Here is a 16,273-nt window from a genome sequence, read left to right on the forward strand (position 1 = left end):
CGACATACTGCGGGTCCTCCACTGCGAGTCTGTAAGCCCGTTTTGCCCTCATCGCCATAACTCCTGTCGGTGCAGAGGCAGCCGTGTTTTGCTTTTCGGCGCCAATGCGGGTATATCCCAGCGAATATGGCTATAAAGCAAATCTACAGTCTCCGTGGCGCTGTCTTCGGCGTCGCCATGATTGCTCATGCGTGAGATCCGCACATTGGTAAGCGTATAAATAATAAATGGCAGCATTGCTCCCTTATCACTACGGCATAATGTCAGCACGCCTTCTTTCACCGTTTTCCCGCTACAATAGTGCTCATAGAGGCCAGGCGTAGCAAGATCGACAGGCTTTGTCAGCGTTAATCCTCCAATATATGCTCCTCTCGATTCACCGGGCTCCCGCTTCGCCGGGTTGTGGTTGTAAGCAATAAGTTTTATTTGTTTTTCGAAACCTTTGGTCTGGCTTTCGCCTTCAATACCGTCCAGTTTTAAATAGATGGCGTCCATCCTCCCTCCGTGATTATCAGGCGGCAAAGCAGGCTGACAAGGACAGAACGCCAACAATGAAAGAACGTTCCATTTTCCAGCCATCTCGTTGGTATCCCTATATACCAGGTTAAATGCCCAACGATTTGATATAACTGGATTCTTGCTAAATACCTTCTGCCATAAACAATCCATTTTACAATAACATTACTGACGTAAAATCTATTACGCCTGGCATTCAAACATCGTTCTCTGAATAACCATAGCCGCTATAAGAACCATATCAAAAAAGAAATATCAATATTATTTCTTATTTTTATCCGAGAAATTACTTAATCGCACAGAATCAGAATATAGACAATTCTTATTCCTTTTCACATCAATGGGTTTTTTAGACTTTTGTAATATCAATAACAACCATTCCAATAGAACATATTTAGTATGTGAATATATTTAATGCTTTTATCTCGCGCTGAGTTATCACAGTAATAAATGATTTGCATCAAAAATGCGCTTTTCAGCGCCACGTATTTTTGGGCACCATTGATAAAATCACGTTTCAGATTAAACGACATGTTCTATGGTCAGGCGATATGACTTTGTGCCCGCAAGATACAGCAGCCGCTTTACCCTTACGTTTAGTCGTGGTACGTTAGGTCACATGAACATGAAACGATCCAACGCTACGCAACATCATCTCCGTTGGTGGCTGCCTTCCTGAAGGCGGCACGGATCAGTATTCCTCTTTAAGTAGCCGCCGAAAGGCGGCTACTGTGTTTCGGGACGTCTTTCGGCTTTACAGTAAGCATAAAGGAGTCCTTAATGAACACCCTTCCCACGATTCTGACAGGCGATCGCCCCACCGGCGCGCTGCACCTCGGCCATTATGTCGGTTCACTACGCCAGCGCGTCGCGCTGCAGCAGGATCACCAACAGTATGTCCTGATTGCCGACCTCCAGGGACTCACCGATAACGGCAGTAATCCACAAAAAATCCGCGATAATATCCCGGAAGTATTAGCCGACTATCTGGCCGTCGGTATCGATCCCGCGCTGACGACGATCTGCCTGCAATCCGCTTTACCCGCCCTCGCCGAATTAACGGTGCTGTATATGAATATTGTTACCGTCGCCCGAGTAGAGCGTAATCCCACGGTAAAAAATGAGATTGCCCAGAAAGGCTTTGCCCGTTCTCTGCCGGTCGGGTTTATGGTGTATCCCATTAGCCAGGCGGCAGATATCACCGCTTTTAAGGCCGAGCGGGTACCGGTTGGCGACGATCAGTTGCCAATGATTGAGCAAACGAATGAGATCGTCCATAAGATGAATAATCTTTTCTCCTCGCCGGTATTGCGGCACTGTCAGGCGCTACTGAGCGATACCGGCCGGTTGCCCGGCATTGACGGCAGCGCCAAGATGTCGAAATCGCTCGGCAATACCCTGCTCCTTTCCGCCAGCGAAGAGACCATTCACCGTGCAGTCAGCGCGATGTATACCGATCCCGGGCATTTAAAAATTAGCGATCCGGGAAAAATAGAAGGTAACGTCGTCTTTACGTGGCTGGATGCGTTCTATCCTGATAAAGCCAAAGTCGCGGCGATGAAAGCACATTATCAACAAGGCGGATTAGGCGATCGTGTCTGTAAAAATGAGCTGGAGAGCTGTCTGCAAGAGCTGATCGCGCCAATACGAGAACGGCGGGCAACCTTTATTGCGGATAAGGGAATGCTGTTAGAATTGCTGAAAAAAGGCAGCGAGCGGGCACATGAAGTCACTCAAAAGACGCTACAGGAAGTGAAGCGTGGACTGGGTCTGCCCACACTATTCCAGGTATGATCAGGCGTCGACTTTGTCCAACGGCCATGACTCAAACAGGTAGCCGTCAAAGTAAATGTCATCGACATTGGAAAACTCCAGCAGACGCTGCTTCACGTTCTCCAGGTGCTGCCACATCGCCAGCTTCGCTGCGCGGGCATCTTTCTTAATTAACGCCGCGAGGATCTGCTTATGATCTACCAGCCACTCTTTACGGTAAAGCGTATCGCCCAGATGGCTATGAAGCTGGAGCCACATCGGGTTATTTTCACGCCATTGCCAGGACTGGCGGAAGAGCTCTACCAACATGCTGTTATGGGTCGCTTCAGCAATAGCCAGATGAAACTGCATATCGCCGCTTTCTGAGCCGCCCGGCGCGCTGGAGGCTAGCTCTCGCTCTTCCAGTTGTAATGCCTGGCGCATTTTAATGATGTCTTCACGGGTGGCCTGCAGAGCGGCAAATTCAGCGATGTTGCTTTCCAGCAACTGACGCGCCTGCAACAGTTCAAACGGTCCGGCGTCATTACAGTGGTTGACGTCAGCGCCTTCAATCTCGTCATCATCCGCGCTGTCGAGCACGTAAATTCCGGCGCCGCGCCGAACTTCAACCAGACCTTTAATTTCCAGCATGATCAACGCTTCACGCACGACGGTGCGTGTCACGTTGAGCCTCTCAGCGATCTCTCGCTCCGGCGGCAAGCGCTCCCCGGGGCGGTACGGCGTCTGAACAATCAGATCGCGTATCATTGCGCCCACTTCCTGGTAGGGTCTTTGCTGAGAAGTGTTTAATTTCATATTGGTTGTGCCCGTCCGATGCGATTTCCCGGTGTCAGACTATAGCATTTGTAAAGAGGGATAGCACGCTTAGCACACCAAAAACGCGAAACTGGTCAACCAGCAGCACAATAATGTGCCCCATTTTCGGCAGCGAAGCCAGATGAAGGGAAAAATAATAGATAATACACCACTGATGATCCACCTTTAACCCTGACACCTGGAGATGAATGCTATTATTGGTTTACCAATAATGAATTTATCAACCAAAAATCATTCCATAAAATGTGCTTGTACATTGACAGGAACAAAGCCCCTGAAATAACGTGATCGGCGAAAATCCAGCCCGCCCCCTTTGTATCAAGAACGCGTTATGATAAAAAACACTGTGTTTTTCGCCCCTGGCATATCCGGAGGCAGCAACACCTCCAGCCTGTCGAGCGGCCATCGCCGGGCAGCGATTATTCTGCATGAAATTTATGGTATTAACGATCATATCCAACGCGCAGGCCATGAATGGATGACGCGTGGATTCGACGTCTATACTCCCACGTTGTTTCCTCACAACACCCCCTTTCGCTATGAACAGCAACAAGAGGCTTACCGTCACTTTTCAGAAAATGTCGGTTTTGATCCCGCCATCGTGACCACGTTACTCAACGATCTCAGAGCGCAGTACGAGACGCTGATCGTCATTGGATATAGCGTCGGCGCAACGCTCGCATGGCTAAGTGCGGCCAGTGGGTTATGCGATGGCGTCATTTGCTATTACGGTTCCCGTATACGCCAATACCCCCATCTTACGCCTCTCTGTCCGGCGCTGGTTATTATCGCGCGTTATGAGCCGGCATTTGATCCCCTCGCCATGCGACAGACGCTGGAAAAGTGCCCTCGGGTGCAGTGTAAAATGTACGATGCGCGGCGCGGATTCTGTAATGCTGATAGCGCCACCTTCGATGCCGCATTATCTCATCAGGTAATGGACGATGTGACCGTATTTATTCGCGACATCACCCATGCAAACACATTGTCCGATTGAGGCCAGATTTTCAGCTTTAGTGGATACTTTTTTCAACGAGCTGTTCCAGTTTTTTCAAAGCCTGTATGGCTGCGGTATCAAGACCATAACGTTGCAGCGTTTCAGCCGGATGATAACTGACCAACGTTCGCCCATCGGCTTGCTGGCTAATGAGAACCCGAAACGGTAAATCCAGCGCCAGTTCGGGGTGCGTCAGCATGAGAGGCGTTCCGCCTTTAGGATTGCCAAAGACCAGAACCGTTGTCGGCGGCATTTTCAGGTTAACATCCTGTGCCGCTCTGGCATGGTCAAATTCTCCAAATAATACCAGACCGTGATCAGCGACAGCTTGCATTAACCGCGACCGGGTCTGCGGATAGTCATAAGCGCTGTAGGTTTTAACTATAGTTATCACTCCATCCTCCGTTGCAAAGCCAGGCCTTATTAAGGTTAACATCAAGGTTACCGCCAGTAAAAAAGGCTTTAAAATAGTCCTCATTCCTCTCTCTCCCTGACCCAATACCCATGAGTAAATGCGACACAGACGATATACAGGTTAAAAATCAGTCATCGTACTGTACCGCTTATTATTGCATTGAACAGCTCATCACTAAAAAAGCAGACGGCAGGACAAAAAATTCAGACATCTGAACAAGTTTAAATAAAGATGATACATCCTGACTTAGCGACAGTATGGTAATTATTATGTCACCACATCATCTTCTTCAGCCCGCTGGGTAAGAAAAAATATACTCCGCTCAGTAAGATAATAGATACTACAAGCCAACTCTTCAGAGATACGAAGCATCATTACGTAGTGATGATGCGACTTTTCTTGTGCAATTGGCGGAAATATTTCTGACTCCAGCACATTACTTAAAAAATGAAATTTACGCTCATATTCAGCAGATATAACGCCTCTCGTCATCAGATTTGCCATTAGCGTATTTAAACTATCTTGCTCATGATATACGATACCCTTTCTCTCATGAATTCTGATAAGAACTCTTCTGAAGACAGCGTGGCATTCACTTACGACACGGGCAAAATCATTAAGCATCAGACGATTATACGCTTCCATAAGATCGTATTCGACAAAACCATACTCTCCTGGGGAATACAAATAATAACGTATATTTTTAAGACGTTTTATTCTGCGCAACCTTACGATTCTACCATTTTCATATCGATATTTTAAATCATGATCATGAAATATATTATTTAATTCACTAATCGCTTTATCTGGTTCTAACCCAAGCGTGACTTCATAGGTCCGAAGGTAAGTGTCTATATATTTAAAAGCAAGCTCAATTGCATCAATATGTTTTCTTTTATCGTCTGTTTTTAATAACAAATTACTAATTTCATCCAGATATGACGTTGAATGCGCATATAGGGTGAATAAGCCATACTCTTTGCGTAGCGTCTTACATATCCTTCGATAAACTTCGTCAGAATGACTATTATGATAACAGTATAATGTCATATCATAAAAAGAGGAGCAACTCCCTAACGTATTGATAATCAATACAATTATCTGCTCGAGTATTTCTAACGGAATATCTTCATATAACAGGTCGCTATGTCTTAGTGAGTATGGTTTAAAGGTGTGCATACCTCCCCCTGTAACCGCAACAGAACATATCTCTGGATAGCGTCACATTACTCTGTTTCAGCAAGACAGGCGTTAATATCAGCTCAACAGTGGGGCATTTTTTCTGATTTTTTAATTATATTGAGTGATTATTTATATTCAATATAAATGATAATCAAAGTAAAGGGGCTTACGTAATTATGACGTTACGGGTGATGAGGCTGGAGTCTTCATATAGGGTGAGACGTGAGATCCCATTATTCTATCTGCCCTCCCTTCTCAACCACAAAATTATCTCAACAGAAAAAATCAATAAGCAGTTCAACATTCCCTAAACCGATTGAGTGGATATAGCAATACGCTCACCTGACGACAGTACAATCAACGTATCTTCCTGTCTATGAGATTTGTTTTTCCTTTTTCCAGAGATCTGCTCAACCAGCGCCACTATTCTTTTATGCGCTACAGTCTCATCGCGTTTCAGCTCAATGACAACAAAACAACGAGGCGTCGCCCGGTTGCCCAGGTGTGATAAGTCTTTATCATACAAATAGTTATTCAACTTTACATTAACCTAAACTCACCCTTTACCCATTCCCAACGCGGACAGCGGATGTCCGGAATAGCTATAGATCTCTTCTCCCCCCCTTCTGATTTAATTGCCTGATATACCAAGAATAATATCGTTTTACAAAATGTTAGGGAATATGTTGCTACACCAGACGATGATAGCCATCCCTTAGAAAAGTAGCCAAACGGAACCGTCTGAAGTCAAAACAATGAGAACAGTAAGCAGGATAACAGGAGATTTGTCCCCAGTTTGCTCGAGGATAGGATGCCGAGAATAGCCTCTTAGTCATTATCTTTTCATAACTTACTGATTTTTAATATTTAAGTTGTAAATCATGACTAAAGTTAACATTTTTTGTGACATGTTCCACAATTAGTAACGATGGTGGTTTTTAAAACACTGGTTTAGGTTCATATTGTAGACAATGAAAGAGAATGAAAAATGATGAAAGGTTTTAACAGCGTTCAATGGAGAGCTTATGAAAAGCGCGATTGAACGTCGCATGGAAATCGCGAATCTGGTTGGAGTGAGAGGTAAGGTCAGTGTTGGGGATCTTACCGAATATTTTGGAGTATCCGGAGCGACTATCCGTACTGACTTACGTTTCCTGGAGTCAATGGGGCACATTGTCCGCTCTAACGGTTATGTCATTTTAAACAAAGGAGTCATTGCCAACTTTTCAGCGGAATCCCGAAATCGTAAAGAATCTGTAACGGTAGGGCATGAACAGGATGTTGCCGTATCGGCAGAAGAGAGTAATAAAGCCCTATCTTATTCAAATGGCGACGGATGGGAGCAGAAGCTGACGGAAATAATAGGCAGCCTGGAACAATCATTGTTCATTGGTGCCGGAGCGTTAACCCGACATTGGGCACAAATTCAAAAATGGGATTCTGGGTTAATACTGACAAATGATATCCAGTTAGTAACCTCTCGGTTATTCCCTACGTCTAAAATGACGGTGATTATGCCTGGAGGCATTGTTAACAGTGAAGAAATGATGTTTGAGGGTGGCAAAACAGAAGAAAATTTAAAAGAATACCGGGTAGAAAATGCAATTATCGAGGTTGATAATTTTGTTCCCGAAGAAGGTTTTTTTGCGGCCCATGAAAATGATGTAAGGTTCTTAAGAACATTACGTACTATTGCGAAAAAACTTATACTTATTGTACGAAATGAGAATCTGTCACAAATCGCCAATTTCTGGATTGGCGATGCAGACTTCGCTGAACACTTTATTTACGCCTCAAAAATAAAGAGTCTCTGATTTTCAGGTAAATACAGTATGGAGTAATATGAATTATTTCATACTGTAGCTATAGCTTTATCATTTAAGACCATCATTGATGGTACGTTATCTTTTGGAGAAAATTTAAGTAATGGCTAATATTGTTCTGGTTAGAATTGATGAACGTCTTTTACATGGACAAATTCGAATCACATGGGGAAAGTATTCTGGTGCAAATACCATTATTGTCGCCAATGATGAAATAGCAGCCAACCCTGTATTACAGGCACCTTTTAAAGGCGCTGCCGGCGGTGAGTATGTAGTACTTTTCAGAACAATCGAGCATTTGATTGGTAGTATCAATAAAGCTGATGAACGCAGACGTATACTCATTCTGTGTAAAACACCAGAAGATGTCGCCAAACTTATTGAGGGAGGAGTCAAGTTTAATGAGGTCAACGTCGGTAATATGCATCATAATGCCGATCGGAGACAAATTGACAAAAATGTTTCCGTTAGCCCGGCTGATATTCAGGCCTTCAAACGCATTCAGCTAAAAGGCGTTGAATCGATAATACAGCATATGCCAGAAAGCTCACGGAAAAACATTTTCGACTGTATCTGATTAATTTTTAGGAGTCATTATGTATGAGGCTTTTTTGGTCGCCTTATGGGCTGCCCTGTGCGGAATAGATAAGTATGATGTTGCCTTAAACTTTCATCGACCTTTAATTACAGGACCTGTGATTGGTTTTATTTTAGGCGATGTCCAGACAGGATTAATTGCGGGAGCTGCAATGGAATTAGCCTGGTTAGGGCTGGTGCCAAACGCCGGTTCACAACCACCAGATGTTACCATCGGAGCTATTGTCGGAACAGCTTTTGCTATTAAACTGGGTATCACACCTGAAGCGTCGATTGGTATGGCGATTCCGTTTGCTATGGCAATGCAAGCGCTTGTAATTTTCTTATTTACATCATTTTCACCGGTGATGCAGAAATGTGATCGCTATGCTGAGCAGGGAAATGCCTCTGGTATTGATCGCATGCTTTACTTTGGGTTGGCTACCAGAGCCGTGTTATATGGCGTTGTTGCTTTTGCGGCAGTTTACTACGGAACCCAGGCAGCCGATTTTATTATCAGCTATTTACCGGAAAAAGTTATTGCCGGAATGGCTATCGCAGGGAAAATGATGCCAGCCGTGGGCTTTGCCATGTTGTTACGTACGATGTTTAATGTCAAATTACTGCCACATTTTTTCATCGGTTTCATTTTAACAACGTATTTTAAATTACCTATTATTGCTGTCGCGATAGCGTTTCTTTGCGTGGCCATCCTTGATTATTTCCAGTCAGGAAGCGCTACCGGAAAAAATCAGGAAGGAGTATTAGAGGATATTCATGATGATCTCTAAAGCAACCGTAGACACAGATACCACTGAAGAGCTGACTGTATCACCTGATACCGAGTATCAGGATAAAGAAATTAGTTCGGCTATAACAAAAAGAGACCTGTGGAAAGTTGGTTTCCGGGGTCTTTTTATGGAAGGAAATTTCAATTATGAACGTATGCAGGCCGGTGGTTTTTGTTTTAGCATTATCCCGGCGCTGAAAAAGATTCATCGTAATCCACATGATTTCTCACTGGCGCTCAAGAATAACCTTTCATTTTATAATGCGCACCCCAAGCTTTTTACATTTCCACTTGGGCTGGCAATTGCGATGGAAGAGAATAAAGAAAAACCAGAAACAATTAACGCAATCAAAGCAGCGACAATGGGGCCGACAGGAGGGATCGGCGACGCCATTGACCATATGACCATGATGCCTTTGACGTTAGGTATTGGCGCTGCGATCTCTCTGCAAGGTAGCATTGCCGGGCCATTCGTATTTTTTATTTTGTACCAGATTTACCACTTTTTTGTTTATTTCTGGCTGCTCTTTTTTGGCTATAAATCTGGTGTTGCGGCTCTCGGAAAATTATCCGAGCAGGCAGATAAACTGGGACGCGCGGCCAATATCATTGGCCTGGGGGTGTTGGGTTCTATGACTGCCGCCTTTGTTAAAGTATCGACACCATTAGTGGTCACGGCGGGTGCTGCTCATGTGAATGTTCAAACCGACCTTCTGGACAGGATATTGCCAAATGCGCTACCGCTGGCGCTGGTCTGGATCATGTTCTGGCTGGTACAAAAAGGTAAATCGCCCAGTGCGCTGATATTTGGCACGCTAGCTCTTGGTGTCGTGGGACACGTTATTGGTATTTTCTAAGGTAGAAAAATGATTGGGATAATTGTTGTAGGCCATATAAATTTTGCCTCAGGGTTACGTTCTGCCGTTGAAGCTATTGCCGGGGAGCAATCCTGTGTCGAATATATCGATTTTATTCCGGGCATGAGTACAGAACAATTAGAAATACATATCCGACAGGCAGTTGAAAAATGCCAGACAGGAGAAGGCGTTCTGGTATTCACAGACGTTGCTGGAGGTTCCCCTTGTAACCGAGCGACAGCCGTCATGTCTGATTACTCTGATATGCGAGTGATTACTGGCAGTAATTTACCCATGATTGCCAATGCCTGTCTTGAGCGTGATGCTACAAATCTTGATGAACTTGCATCACTCATTGTAGAACTAGGGCATCATTCCATTGGACTGATTGATATCAACAATTTTGTGACCGAAGATAAGCCAAATGATATGAATGATGGTCTCTGACTGAATTTCAATCTCTGGAAAGATTTTAATTATTAATATTCTGCCAGACAAAATCTGGCATCTACAAACGGGTTATTTTATGCAGCATCAATCAATTACGCAATTAATGCGTAAGGTCTATCTCTGGCAAAAAGAACACCAGGTTCGCTGGGTAATCAGGAGCCAGGGACAACGCCGCTATTTAAAATCAACCGACTGGGAACGCGGTGTTTTCTGGAGTTGCGTTGCCGCAGCATGGCGAGAAACGCAGGATGACGTGTACTTAAATGGGCTTGCGGAATATACCCTTAATACGGGTTTTCGGGCTGGACCGCTGGTGAATTTTGCTGACGATCAGGTCTGTCTTCAAAGCTATCTGGAGGTCTATCAAACATTAGGTTGTGATGACGCCATTCAGTACGCGCAAAAAGCGCTTGAGCCAATGCTGACAAGCGAGAAAAAAGGTAGAGAGATCTGGTGGTGGGCCGATGCTTTATTTATGGCGGCACCAACATTAGCTGCATTCGGCGCTCATTCTCAGCAACCCGCTTATTGGGAGCAGATGGATCGCTTCTGGTGGGATGCCGTGGATTTTCTTCACGACCCAGAAACGGGACTTTACTATCGTGACAAGCGATATATGCCTTTACCAGAGGGCGAAGACGTCCGTGAACAGAACGGGCAGAAAGTATTCTGGGCGAGGGGCATCGGCTGGGTCCTGGCGGCAATACCACGGCTCCTGGCCTGGTTACCCCAGAACTTCCCTTCCCGTGAACGCTATCTGGCGCAGTATCTACTGCTAGCTGAACAGGTCGTGAAGTACCAGTCTGCGGATGGCTTATGGCGTACTAGCTTACTTGATCCTGAACATTTTCCTGAGCCTGAAAGCAGCGCCAGTGCGTTGTTCTGCTATGCGCTGGCATGGGGAATTAATCATGGCGTGCTGGATGATAAATACCGTCCTGTCGTGCTACGGGCCTGGCAGGGACTGACAGAATGTGTCGACGAACAGGGGAAGTTAGGATGGGTACAACTTCCGGCTTATAACCCCCGAAGAGTGGACGCCAGCCATAACATTGATTATGGCGCAGGTGTCTTTTTGCTTGCCGGGACTGAAATGTTGAATCTGATTTAAACCTGTCCGGGAATATGAGGAGTGATGAGAGAAATGATATCACCGACACAACGCCCCTGGTTACCCCATGAGCATCCCGGATGGAAGGATTATACCCTTTTGTTCCTGCAAAAATTAAAGCGTGATGTGTTATTACGTAAACCCTTTATTTCACATAACAGTGAAATGGCTGAGTTGTTTGCGAAAAACCACCTTTCGTTTAAGGAAAAATGCGAACAGATGGCCGTGTATTTTATTGATTCATTTTTCTATTACTCCCGTTTTCAGTTTTGCCGGGCATATTTACCCGGCTGGCCCAGTGAGCAAGGTTCCGAGTCCGATGCGATTGAAGCAACGGCCCGAACCTTACCGCTGATGGCCGCCTGGCTCCATTATCAAATGACAAATCAAGGTAAGTTAGACAGCTATGGAAAATGTGTCCGTCAGGCTCTAAAACAAGCTTTTATTTGTGGAACCAACCCTGAACATCCAGGATATTGGGGAAAAATCAAAGATTATGATCAGCGTATTTGTGAATGCTGCGATATTGCTCTGGCGTTATGGCTGGTACGCAATACCGTCTGGAAAAGCTATAGCGCATCTGAGCAAGAACGTATTCTTTGCTGGCTTCAAGGGGTAAATAACTGTAAAACCGTTGATAACAACTGGCATTTATTTATTGTGTTAACCCAGCAGGTCGTACTGGCGCTTTCCGGTAAAGGAGAAAACAGCGAGCAGCGCTATGCACGGGTGAAAGAGTTCTACGTCGGTGAGGGCTGGTTCCGTGATGGGGCGAATGGAAACTTCGATTACTATAATTCGTGGGCATTTCACTATCTTTTATTTTGGATCGATCGTATAAACCCTGATTTTGATCATCAATTTATTACACAAAGTTGCGCCGAATTTGCCAAAACATTTCGCTATTTCTTCACACCATGCGGATTTCCTTTTTTTGGGAGAAGTATTAGTTATCGGCTTGCAGCACCTGTAGCGCTCATGGCGAATGCCATTCAATCGGGTCGGGCTGATGGGCAATTAAAGCGGATCATTTCTACGCTAACCCATTTCTTCATACTACATGGCGCGGAACAACATGGCGTCATCACCCAGGGATTGTTTCAAGCCGATCGTCGGTTGATGGATGGCTACAGCGGTAGTGGCAGCAGTTTATGGTCACTGCGGACATTAATATTGATGCTTTATTCTGGAACAGAATGTGGCTTGTGGGATACTGATGAAGCACCTCTGGAAATTGAAACTGCATCATTTGATTTTACTATCGACGCCATTTCAGCTCGCGTCACAGGAATTAAAGAAACGCAAGAGGTCATTGTAACATTTGCTCATGATCAGTATCCTGATGCTCCTTTCAAGGATGGCAAATTAATAAAGCAAGGATGGTGGCCAATTGTTCTTGAAAGTGTCTCCGGGCGCTCAACACGTCCTAAAAACAACTTATTACGTAAGGGGGTTACGACTTTTAGTTCCCGATTAAATTTATACCTCTGAGAATATAACGACATAAATAAATCTAATATTAATAAAGGTAGCTTATGAAAAACTATCAACGGCCCTGTATTCTGTTTTTTACAGCATTAATGATGATAAGTGCGTTTCCCGCGTTTGCCGGGGGATATATCCAATTCGGTAGTGAGTACGAATACTATCCACAAAAAGAAAACATTGCCTATCATCGACTGACGTCTTACAACCCGTATATTCGCTTCAGTTATCGACCGCAAGACTCTGACTGGACGTACTCCGGCCGTATTCTTTTAAAAGAGTATCCATATAAGAATGATTATAATAATAAAGTAAGCACCTCTCAATCTGGGTTGTATGAACTATACGCCACTAACTATATTAAAAGTGGTAATTTTATCTTCAGACCGGGGATTGGTTTTCGGATCATTCCTTATGATAAAGCGAACTACTATGGTGAGCGATATGAGCGACAACTCAGAATACTGCCTCAATTCGATTATCTGCTGACGCAGGACTCCCGCTTTTACCTGAATGGATTCTTTTATATCGCCGACTCAAAAGGAAGCCGTAAGAACGACAGAACTACCGACCCTTATAACAATGGCGAATGTAAAGCCAGTGATGCCAATGCCTTTGGTTTTTGTTCTAAAAAATACAGTGACTGGGGATATGAGTTCGACGCAGGAGTCCGCCATAACATTAACAGCACGAATAGTGTAGCATTGGGGGTTCATACGGAGTTTGATGACGTTACGAATAACTATGATGATCAGCTAATTCAGGGAACACTGGATTACCAATATCGTACAGGAAAATTAACGTTAGGGCCATATGTCCGTATTGCTCTTGATCGCAGTATTAAACTGAAATCAGAAAAGAACCCTGCTTCAAATATTACTTTAAAACAACCTTATAACCGCTATGGCTTACGCGCAAATTATTCCTTTAACGGACGTTGGTCTATGGGTGCCGAAACCTATTATCAGGAAGAGAAAATGCAGGATCAGTCTGGCAACGATATGCAGTCGCGGCAGAAATGGTTTTATAAGCTGAACGTTCAGTATAATTTCTGATTATAGAGGGTGACATCAATGAAAAAGACAAATTTAGCATTTTCGCTATTGTGCTTAAGTATGGGCAGCGTACATGCACAGATCGCTACCGAAAATGTAAATCTGCCAGTAGTAAAATCAACTACCACAACGTCAACCCAGCAACAGCATATTATTGAGCGTATGCGTGATACCTGGCGGCAGAATTTTGTGCCTTCAGGCCCAGCGGCGCCAGAATTATCAGCAGAGTATGTGGCAAGTTTAAACAAAACGGCCAATAAACTCTGGAAAGGAATAGATAAAAATACCCCCGCAGGCCAGTTATGGGCAGATACCGTACTGGATAGTGAAAGCACATCAGGACGCCTGAAACTGGGCACTACTCTTTATACGGTATACCAACGCCTGTTCACCCTGGCAAAAGCCTGGGCTACGCCGGGGACAGATCTTTATAAAAATGCTCAGTTGTATACTGTACTTAAATCAGCGCTGATCAATCTGAACCAGGACTATTATAACGATCAGACCCCAGAATGGGGAAACTGGTGGAACTGGGAGTTAGGCATTTCACGCAGTGTTAACAATACTCTGGTGATACTTTATGATGATCTCCCTTCCACGCTGATTGATAAATATAATCTCGCGACCCGACATTTTGTTCGCGACCCTCGTTATTTAGCTGAAGGAAGCGGAGCCCCCTACTCCACCACAAAAAATGCCTTTACGTCGACTGGCGGAAACCGCATTGACAGCGCAATGGTCGTTTTTGTTCGGGGTCTCCTGGCTAACGATCCTGGAGAAATTAGCGCTGCAGTAACTTCAGTACCTGAAGTGCTTAACACCGTTCAGTCCGGAGATGGTTTCTACAAAGACGGATCGTTTATCCAGCATAAAGATTTACCTTATAGCGGAACCTATGGCCAGGTTTTGCTGAATGGTCTGGGATTAATTAAAAACAGCGTCGCAGGTACACCATGGGATTTCTCAGTTGAAGATAATCGCCGTATTTATGACGTGATCAGACAAGCTTTTTTACCTTTACTTCATGAGGGAAAAATGCCCGATGCCGTCAATGGGCGCAGTATTTCACGTAAAAATGGGCAGGATCAGGATGTTGGCGCATCAGTTATGAATGCCATTGCATTGTTTGTTAATGGTGCGCCACCAGAAGAAAAGCGCCACATTGAACAGGTATTAAAAGCCCAGCTAAATTCAAAAACAACGGAATATTATCACACTCACTTGCCAGAAAACTTAACCTCCTGGCAGGTTATTACGCGTATTCAACAGGATAGCCATTTGCCACCGGCCCCCCGAACAGCGGGCGGTAAACTGTATGCAGATATGGATCGTCTGATTTATCAGGGTACAAACTATCTGGCTGTTGTAGCGATGCATTCCAATCGTACTGGTAGCTACGAATGTATTAATAACGAGAATCTAAAAGGGCAGAGAACATCTGATGGGATGACCTGGCTGTATTTGCCCAATGACGATCAATATCGTGATTACTGGCCTGTGGTCGACAGTCGGTTTTTACCAGGCACCACCTCTGCTGGCGAGCAGGGTTGGTGTGATGAGCAATACCGTGTGACTCAGTTAGGTCGGGCAAATATCGCCTGGGCGGGTGGCAATACTCTGAATAAATGGGCAAGCGCGAGTATGCATTTAAAAGTGCCGACTTATTCACTCAAGGCGAAAAAATCCTGGTTCATGGCACCGCATGAAATGATCATGCTTGGGAGCCAGATATCCAGTAGTAGCCCGGCGGTAACGACCATTGCTAATCAGAAAATCAGTGGCTCGGCAAAAGTGCTTGTTGATGGCATCGTCTTGCAGCCCGGAGAAGAGAGAAAAGCAACCCAATCTGTCGTTTTAAACGATAAAGGTAATAACATTATCTGGAAGCCATTAGCTGGCTCAAGCGCACAAGTTAGTGTGAAACAACGTCAGGGTAACTGGGCCGATATCGGCACCTCATCCGGTAAAGTTTCGGCACAATTTTTAACCATTATCCAGCCTCATAGCGCAGAATCAGATAATCATTATGCCTGGGTTGTCTTCCCCTCGGGGTCCGCATCCCCTTCCGTAAATGCTGACATAACGCTCCTTGCGAATGATGCAAAAGTCCAGGCTGTGTCGCTACCAGGTCAGCAGGTTATTTATGCTAATTTCTGGCGTTCTGCAACTGTGGGAGGCATTCATGCATTGACGCCAATGTCCCTGATTATGACGCCAACAACACAAGGTTATCAGATAGCAGTATCTTCACCACGTCGTGATAGTCGGGTGTCATTCCAACTGCCCGATAATGCAATCCCATTCCATATTTCCAGTGACCCTGATAAGCGCGTATCTCTTAACGGGGACATCGTCAGCGTGAATATGACCAATCTACGCGGCAGTAGTTATTCTTTTGAATTATCTAAAAATAAATAGGATGCAGCC

At 44.7% G+C, this 16,273-nt stretch carries 15 protein-coding genes; 11 read left to right on the top strand and 4 right to left on the bottom strand.

Annotated features, from left to right (window positions below):
- Window positions 1–48: 48 nt before the first annotated feature.
- Window positions 49–579, bottom strand: coding sequence for an Hcp family type VI secretion system effector (locus F4V72_RS10675; protein ID WP_072158623.1), 531 nt, complete (start codon window positions 577–579; stop codon window positions 49–51).
- Window positions 580–1,296: 717 nt separating this feature from the next.
- On the opposite strand from F4V72_RS10675, the gene trpS reads away from it, so the two are divergent.
- Window positions 1,297–2,310, top strand: coding sequence for a tryptophan--tRNA ligase (gene trpS, locus F4V72_RS10680; RefSeq protein WP_023247555.1), 1,014 nt, complete (start codon window positions 1,297–1,299; stop codon window positions 2,308–2,310).
- Here trpS and uxuR read toward each other — a convergent pair whose 3' ends face one another.
- Window positions 2,311–3,084, bottom strand: a complete 774-nt coding sequence (uxuR, locus tag F4V72_RS10685; protein WP_053529534.1) for a Uxu operon transcriptional regulator — start codon at window positions 3,082–3,084, stop codon at window positions 2,311–2,313.
- Between the two features lie 352 nt (window positions 3,085–3,436).
- Here uxuR and F4V72_RS10690 point away from each other — a divergent pair, with 352 nt between their 5' ends.
- The gene (locus F4V72_RS10690; protein WP_136058502.1) at window positions 3,437–4,102 is read left to right on the top strand and encodes a dienelactone hydrolase family protein; all 666 of its coding nucleotides are present in this window, start codon (window positions 3,437–3,439) and stop codon (window positions 4,100–4,102) included.
- 16 nt (window positions 4,103–4,118) lie between these two features.
- On the opposite strand, the gene F4V72_RS10695 is transcribed toward F4V72_RS10690, so the two are convergent.
- Window positions 4,119–4,580 carry a DUF302 domain-containing protein gene (locus F4V72_RS10695; protein ID WP_023247559.1) on the bottom strand — a complete coding sequence of 154 codons (462 nt, stop codon included), beginning with the start codon at window positions 4,578–4,580 and terminating at the stop codon, window positions 4,119–4,121.
- Window positions 4,581–4,784: 204 nt separating this feature from the next.
- Complete coding sequence (locus F4V72_RS10700) at window positions 4,785–5,696, bottom strand: STM4504/CBY_0614 family protein (protein WP_136058503.1); 912 nt, start codon at window positions 5,694–5,696, stop codon at window positions 4,785–4,787.
- Window positions 5,697–6,724: 1,028 nt separating this feature from the next.
- Here F4V72_RS10700 and F4V72_RS10705 point away from each other — a divergent pair.
- The 9 genes from F4V72_RS10705 (at window position 6,725) to F4V72_RS10745 (ending at window position 16,264) form a co-directional block, all read left to right on the top strand.
- The gene (locus tag F4V72_RS10705; protein WP_023247561.1) at window positions 6,725–7,513 is read left to right on the top strand and encodes a DeoR family transcriptional regulator; all 789 of its coding nucleotides are present in this window, start codon (window positions 6,725–6,727) and stop codon (window positions 7,511–7,513) included.
- Window positions 7,514–7,625: 112 nt separating this feature from the next.
- Window positions 7,626–8,099, top strand: coding sequence for a PTS system mannose/fructose/N-acetylgalactosamine-transporter subunit IIB (locus tag F4V72_RS10710; protein ID WP_136058504.1), 474 nt, complete (start codon window positions 7,626–7,628; stop codon window positions 8,097–8,099).
- Between the two features lie 16 nt (window positions 8,100–8,115).
- Window positions 8,116–8,889: a PTS N-acetylgalactosamine transporter subunit IIC gene (gene agaW, locus F4V72_RS10715; protein ID WP_024149626.1), complete on the top strand. Its 774-nt coding sequence runs from the start codon at window positions 8,116–8,118 to the stop codon at window positions 8,887–8,889.
- Window positions 8,879–9,745, top strand: a complete 867-nt coding sequence (locus tag F4V72_RS10720; RefSeq protein WP_023247564.1) for a PTS system mannose/fructose/sorbose family transporter subunit IID — start codon at window positions 8,879–8,881, stop codon at window positions 9,743–9,745. Before agaW ends, F4V72_RS10720 begins: the two co-directional genes overlap by 11 nt.
- Before the next feature lie 9 nt (window positions 9,746–9,754).
- Window positions 9,755–10,192, top strand: coding sequence for a PTS galactosamine/N-acetylgalactosamine transporter subunit IIA (gene agaF / locus F4V72_RS10725; RefSeq protein ID WP_012291315.1), 438 nt, complete (start codon window positions 9,755–9,757; stop codon window positions 10,190–10,192).
- Between the two features lie 79 nt (window positions 10,193–10,271).
- Window positions 10,272–11,306: a glycoside hydrolase family 88/105 protein gene (locus tag F4V72_RS10730; protein WP_050134945.1), complete on the top strand. Its 1,035-nt coding sequence runs from the start codon at window positions 10,272–10,274 to the stop codon at window positions 11,304–11,306.
- Between the two features lie 33 nt (window positions 11,307–11,339).
- Window positions 11,340–12,797, top strand: a complete 1,458-nt coding sequence (locus F4V72_RS10735; RefSeq protein ID WP_077944388.1) for a DUF2264 domain-containing protein — start codon at window positions 11,340–11,342, stop codon at window positions 12,795–12,797.
- A gap of 44 nt (window positions 12,798–12,841) precedes the next feature.
- On the top strand, window positions 12,842–13,846 hold the full coding sequence (locus tag F4V72_RS10740; RefSeq protein ID WP_012291304.1) for a hypothetical protein: 1,005 nt from the start codon (window positions 12,842–12,844) through the stop codon (window positions 13,844–13,846).
- Between the two features lie 18 nt (window positions 13,847–13,864).
- Window positions 13,865–16,264: a polysaccharide lyase 8 family protein gene (locus F4V72_RS10745; protein WP_023247567.1), complete on the top strand. Its 2,400-nt coding sequence runs from the start codon at window positions 13,865–13,867 to the stop codon at window positions 16,262–16,264.
- The last annotated feature ends 9 nt before the right edge of the window (window positions 16,265–16,273 follow it).

The organism is Salmonella enterica subsp. diarizonae (assembly GCF_008692785.1).
GTDB classification, from domain to species: Bacteria; Pseudomonadota; Gammaproteobacteria; order Enterobacterales; family Enterobacteriaceae; genus Salmonella; species Salmonella diarizonae.

What these genes read in the sequence shown, in the direction of transcription:
- trpS (WP_023247555.1), top strand. Translation starts at nt 1,297, where the DNA reads ATGAACACCCTTCCCACGATTCTGACAGGCGATCGCCCCACCGGCGCG.
- F4V72_RS10720 (WP_023247564.1), top strand. Translation starts at nt 8,879, where the DNA reads ATGATCTCTAAAGCAACCGTAGACACAGATACCACTGAAGAGCTGACT.
- F4V72_RS10745 (WP_023247567.1), top strand. Translation starts at nt 13,865, where the DNA reads ATGAAAAAGACAAATTTAGCATTTTCGCTATTGTGCTTAAGTATGGGC.
- F4V72_RS10730 (WP_050134945.1), top strand. Translation starts at nt 10,272, where the DNA reads ATGCAGCATCAATCAATTACGCAATTAATGCGTAAGGTCTATCTCTGG.
- F4V72_RS10710 (WP_136058504.1), top strand. Translation starts at nt 7,626, where the DNA reads ATGGCTAATATTGTTCTGGTTAGAATTGATGAACGTCTTTTACATGGA.
- F4V72_RS10675 (WP_072158623.1), bottom strand. Translation starts at nt 579, where the DNA reads ATGGCTGGAAAATGGAACGTTCTTTCATTGTTGGCGTTCTGTCCTTGT.
- F4V72_RS10735 (WP_077944388.1), top strand. Translation starts at nt 11,340, where the DNA reads ATGATATCACCGACACAACGCCCCTGGTTACCCCATGAGCATCCCGGA.
- F4V72_RS10690 (WP_136058502.1), top strand. Translation starts at nt 3,437, where the DNA reads ATGATAAAAAACACTGTGTTTTTCGCCCCTGGCATATCCGGAGGCAGC.
- uxuR (WP_053529534.1), bottom strand. Translation starts at nt 3,084, where the DNA reads ATGAAATTAAACACTTCTCAGCAAAGACCCTACCAGGAAGTGGGCGCA.
- F4V72_RS10700 (WP_136058503.1), bottom strand. Translation starts at nt 5,696, where the DNA reads ATGCACACCTTTAAACCATACTCACTAAGACATAGCGACCTGTTATAT.
- F4V72_RS10695 (WP_023247559.1), bottom strand. Translation starts at nt 4,580, where the DNA reads ATGAGGACTATTTTAAAGCCTTTTTTACTGGCGGTAACCTTGATGTTA.
- F4V72_RS10705 (WP_023247561.1), top strand. Translation starts at nt 6,725, where the DNA reads ATGAAAAGCGCGATTGAACGTCGCATGGAAATCGCGAATCTGGTTGGA.
- agaF (WP_012291315.1), top strand. Translation starts at nt 9,755, where the DNA reads ATGATTGGGATAATTGTTGTAGGCCATATAAATTTTGCCTCAGGGTTA.
- F4V72_RS10740 (WP_012291304.1), top strand. Translation starts at nt 12,842, where the DNA reads ATGAAAAACTATCAACGGCCCTGTATTCTGTTTTTTACAGCATTAATG.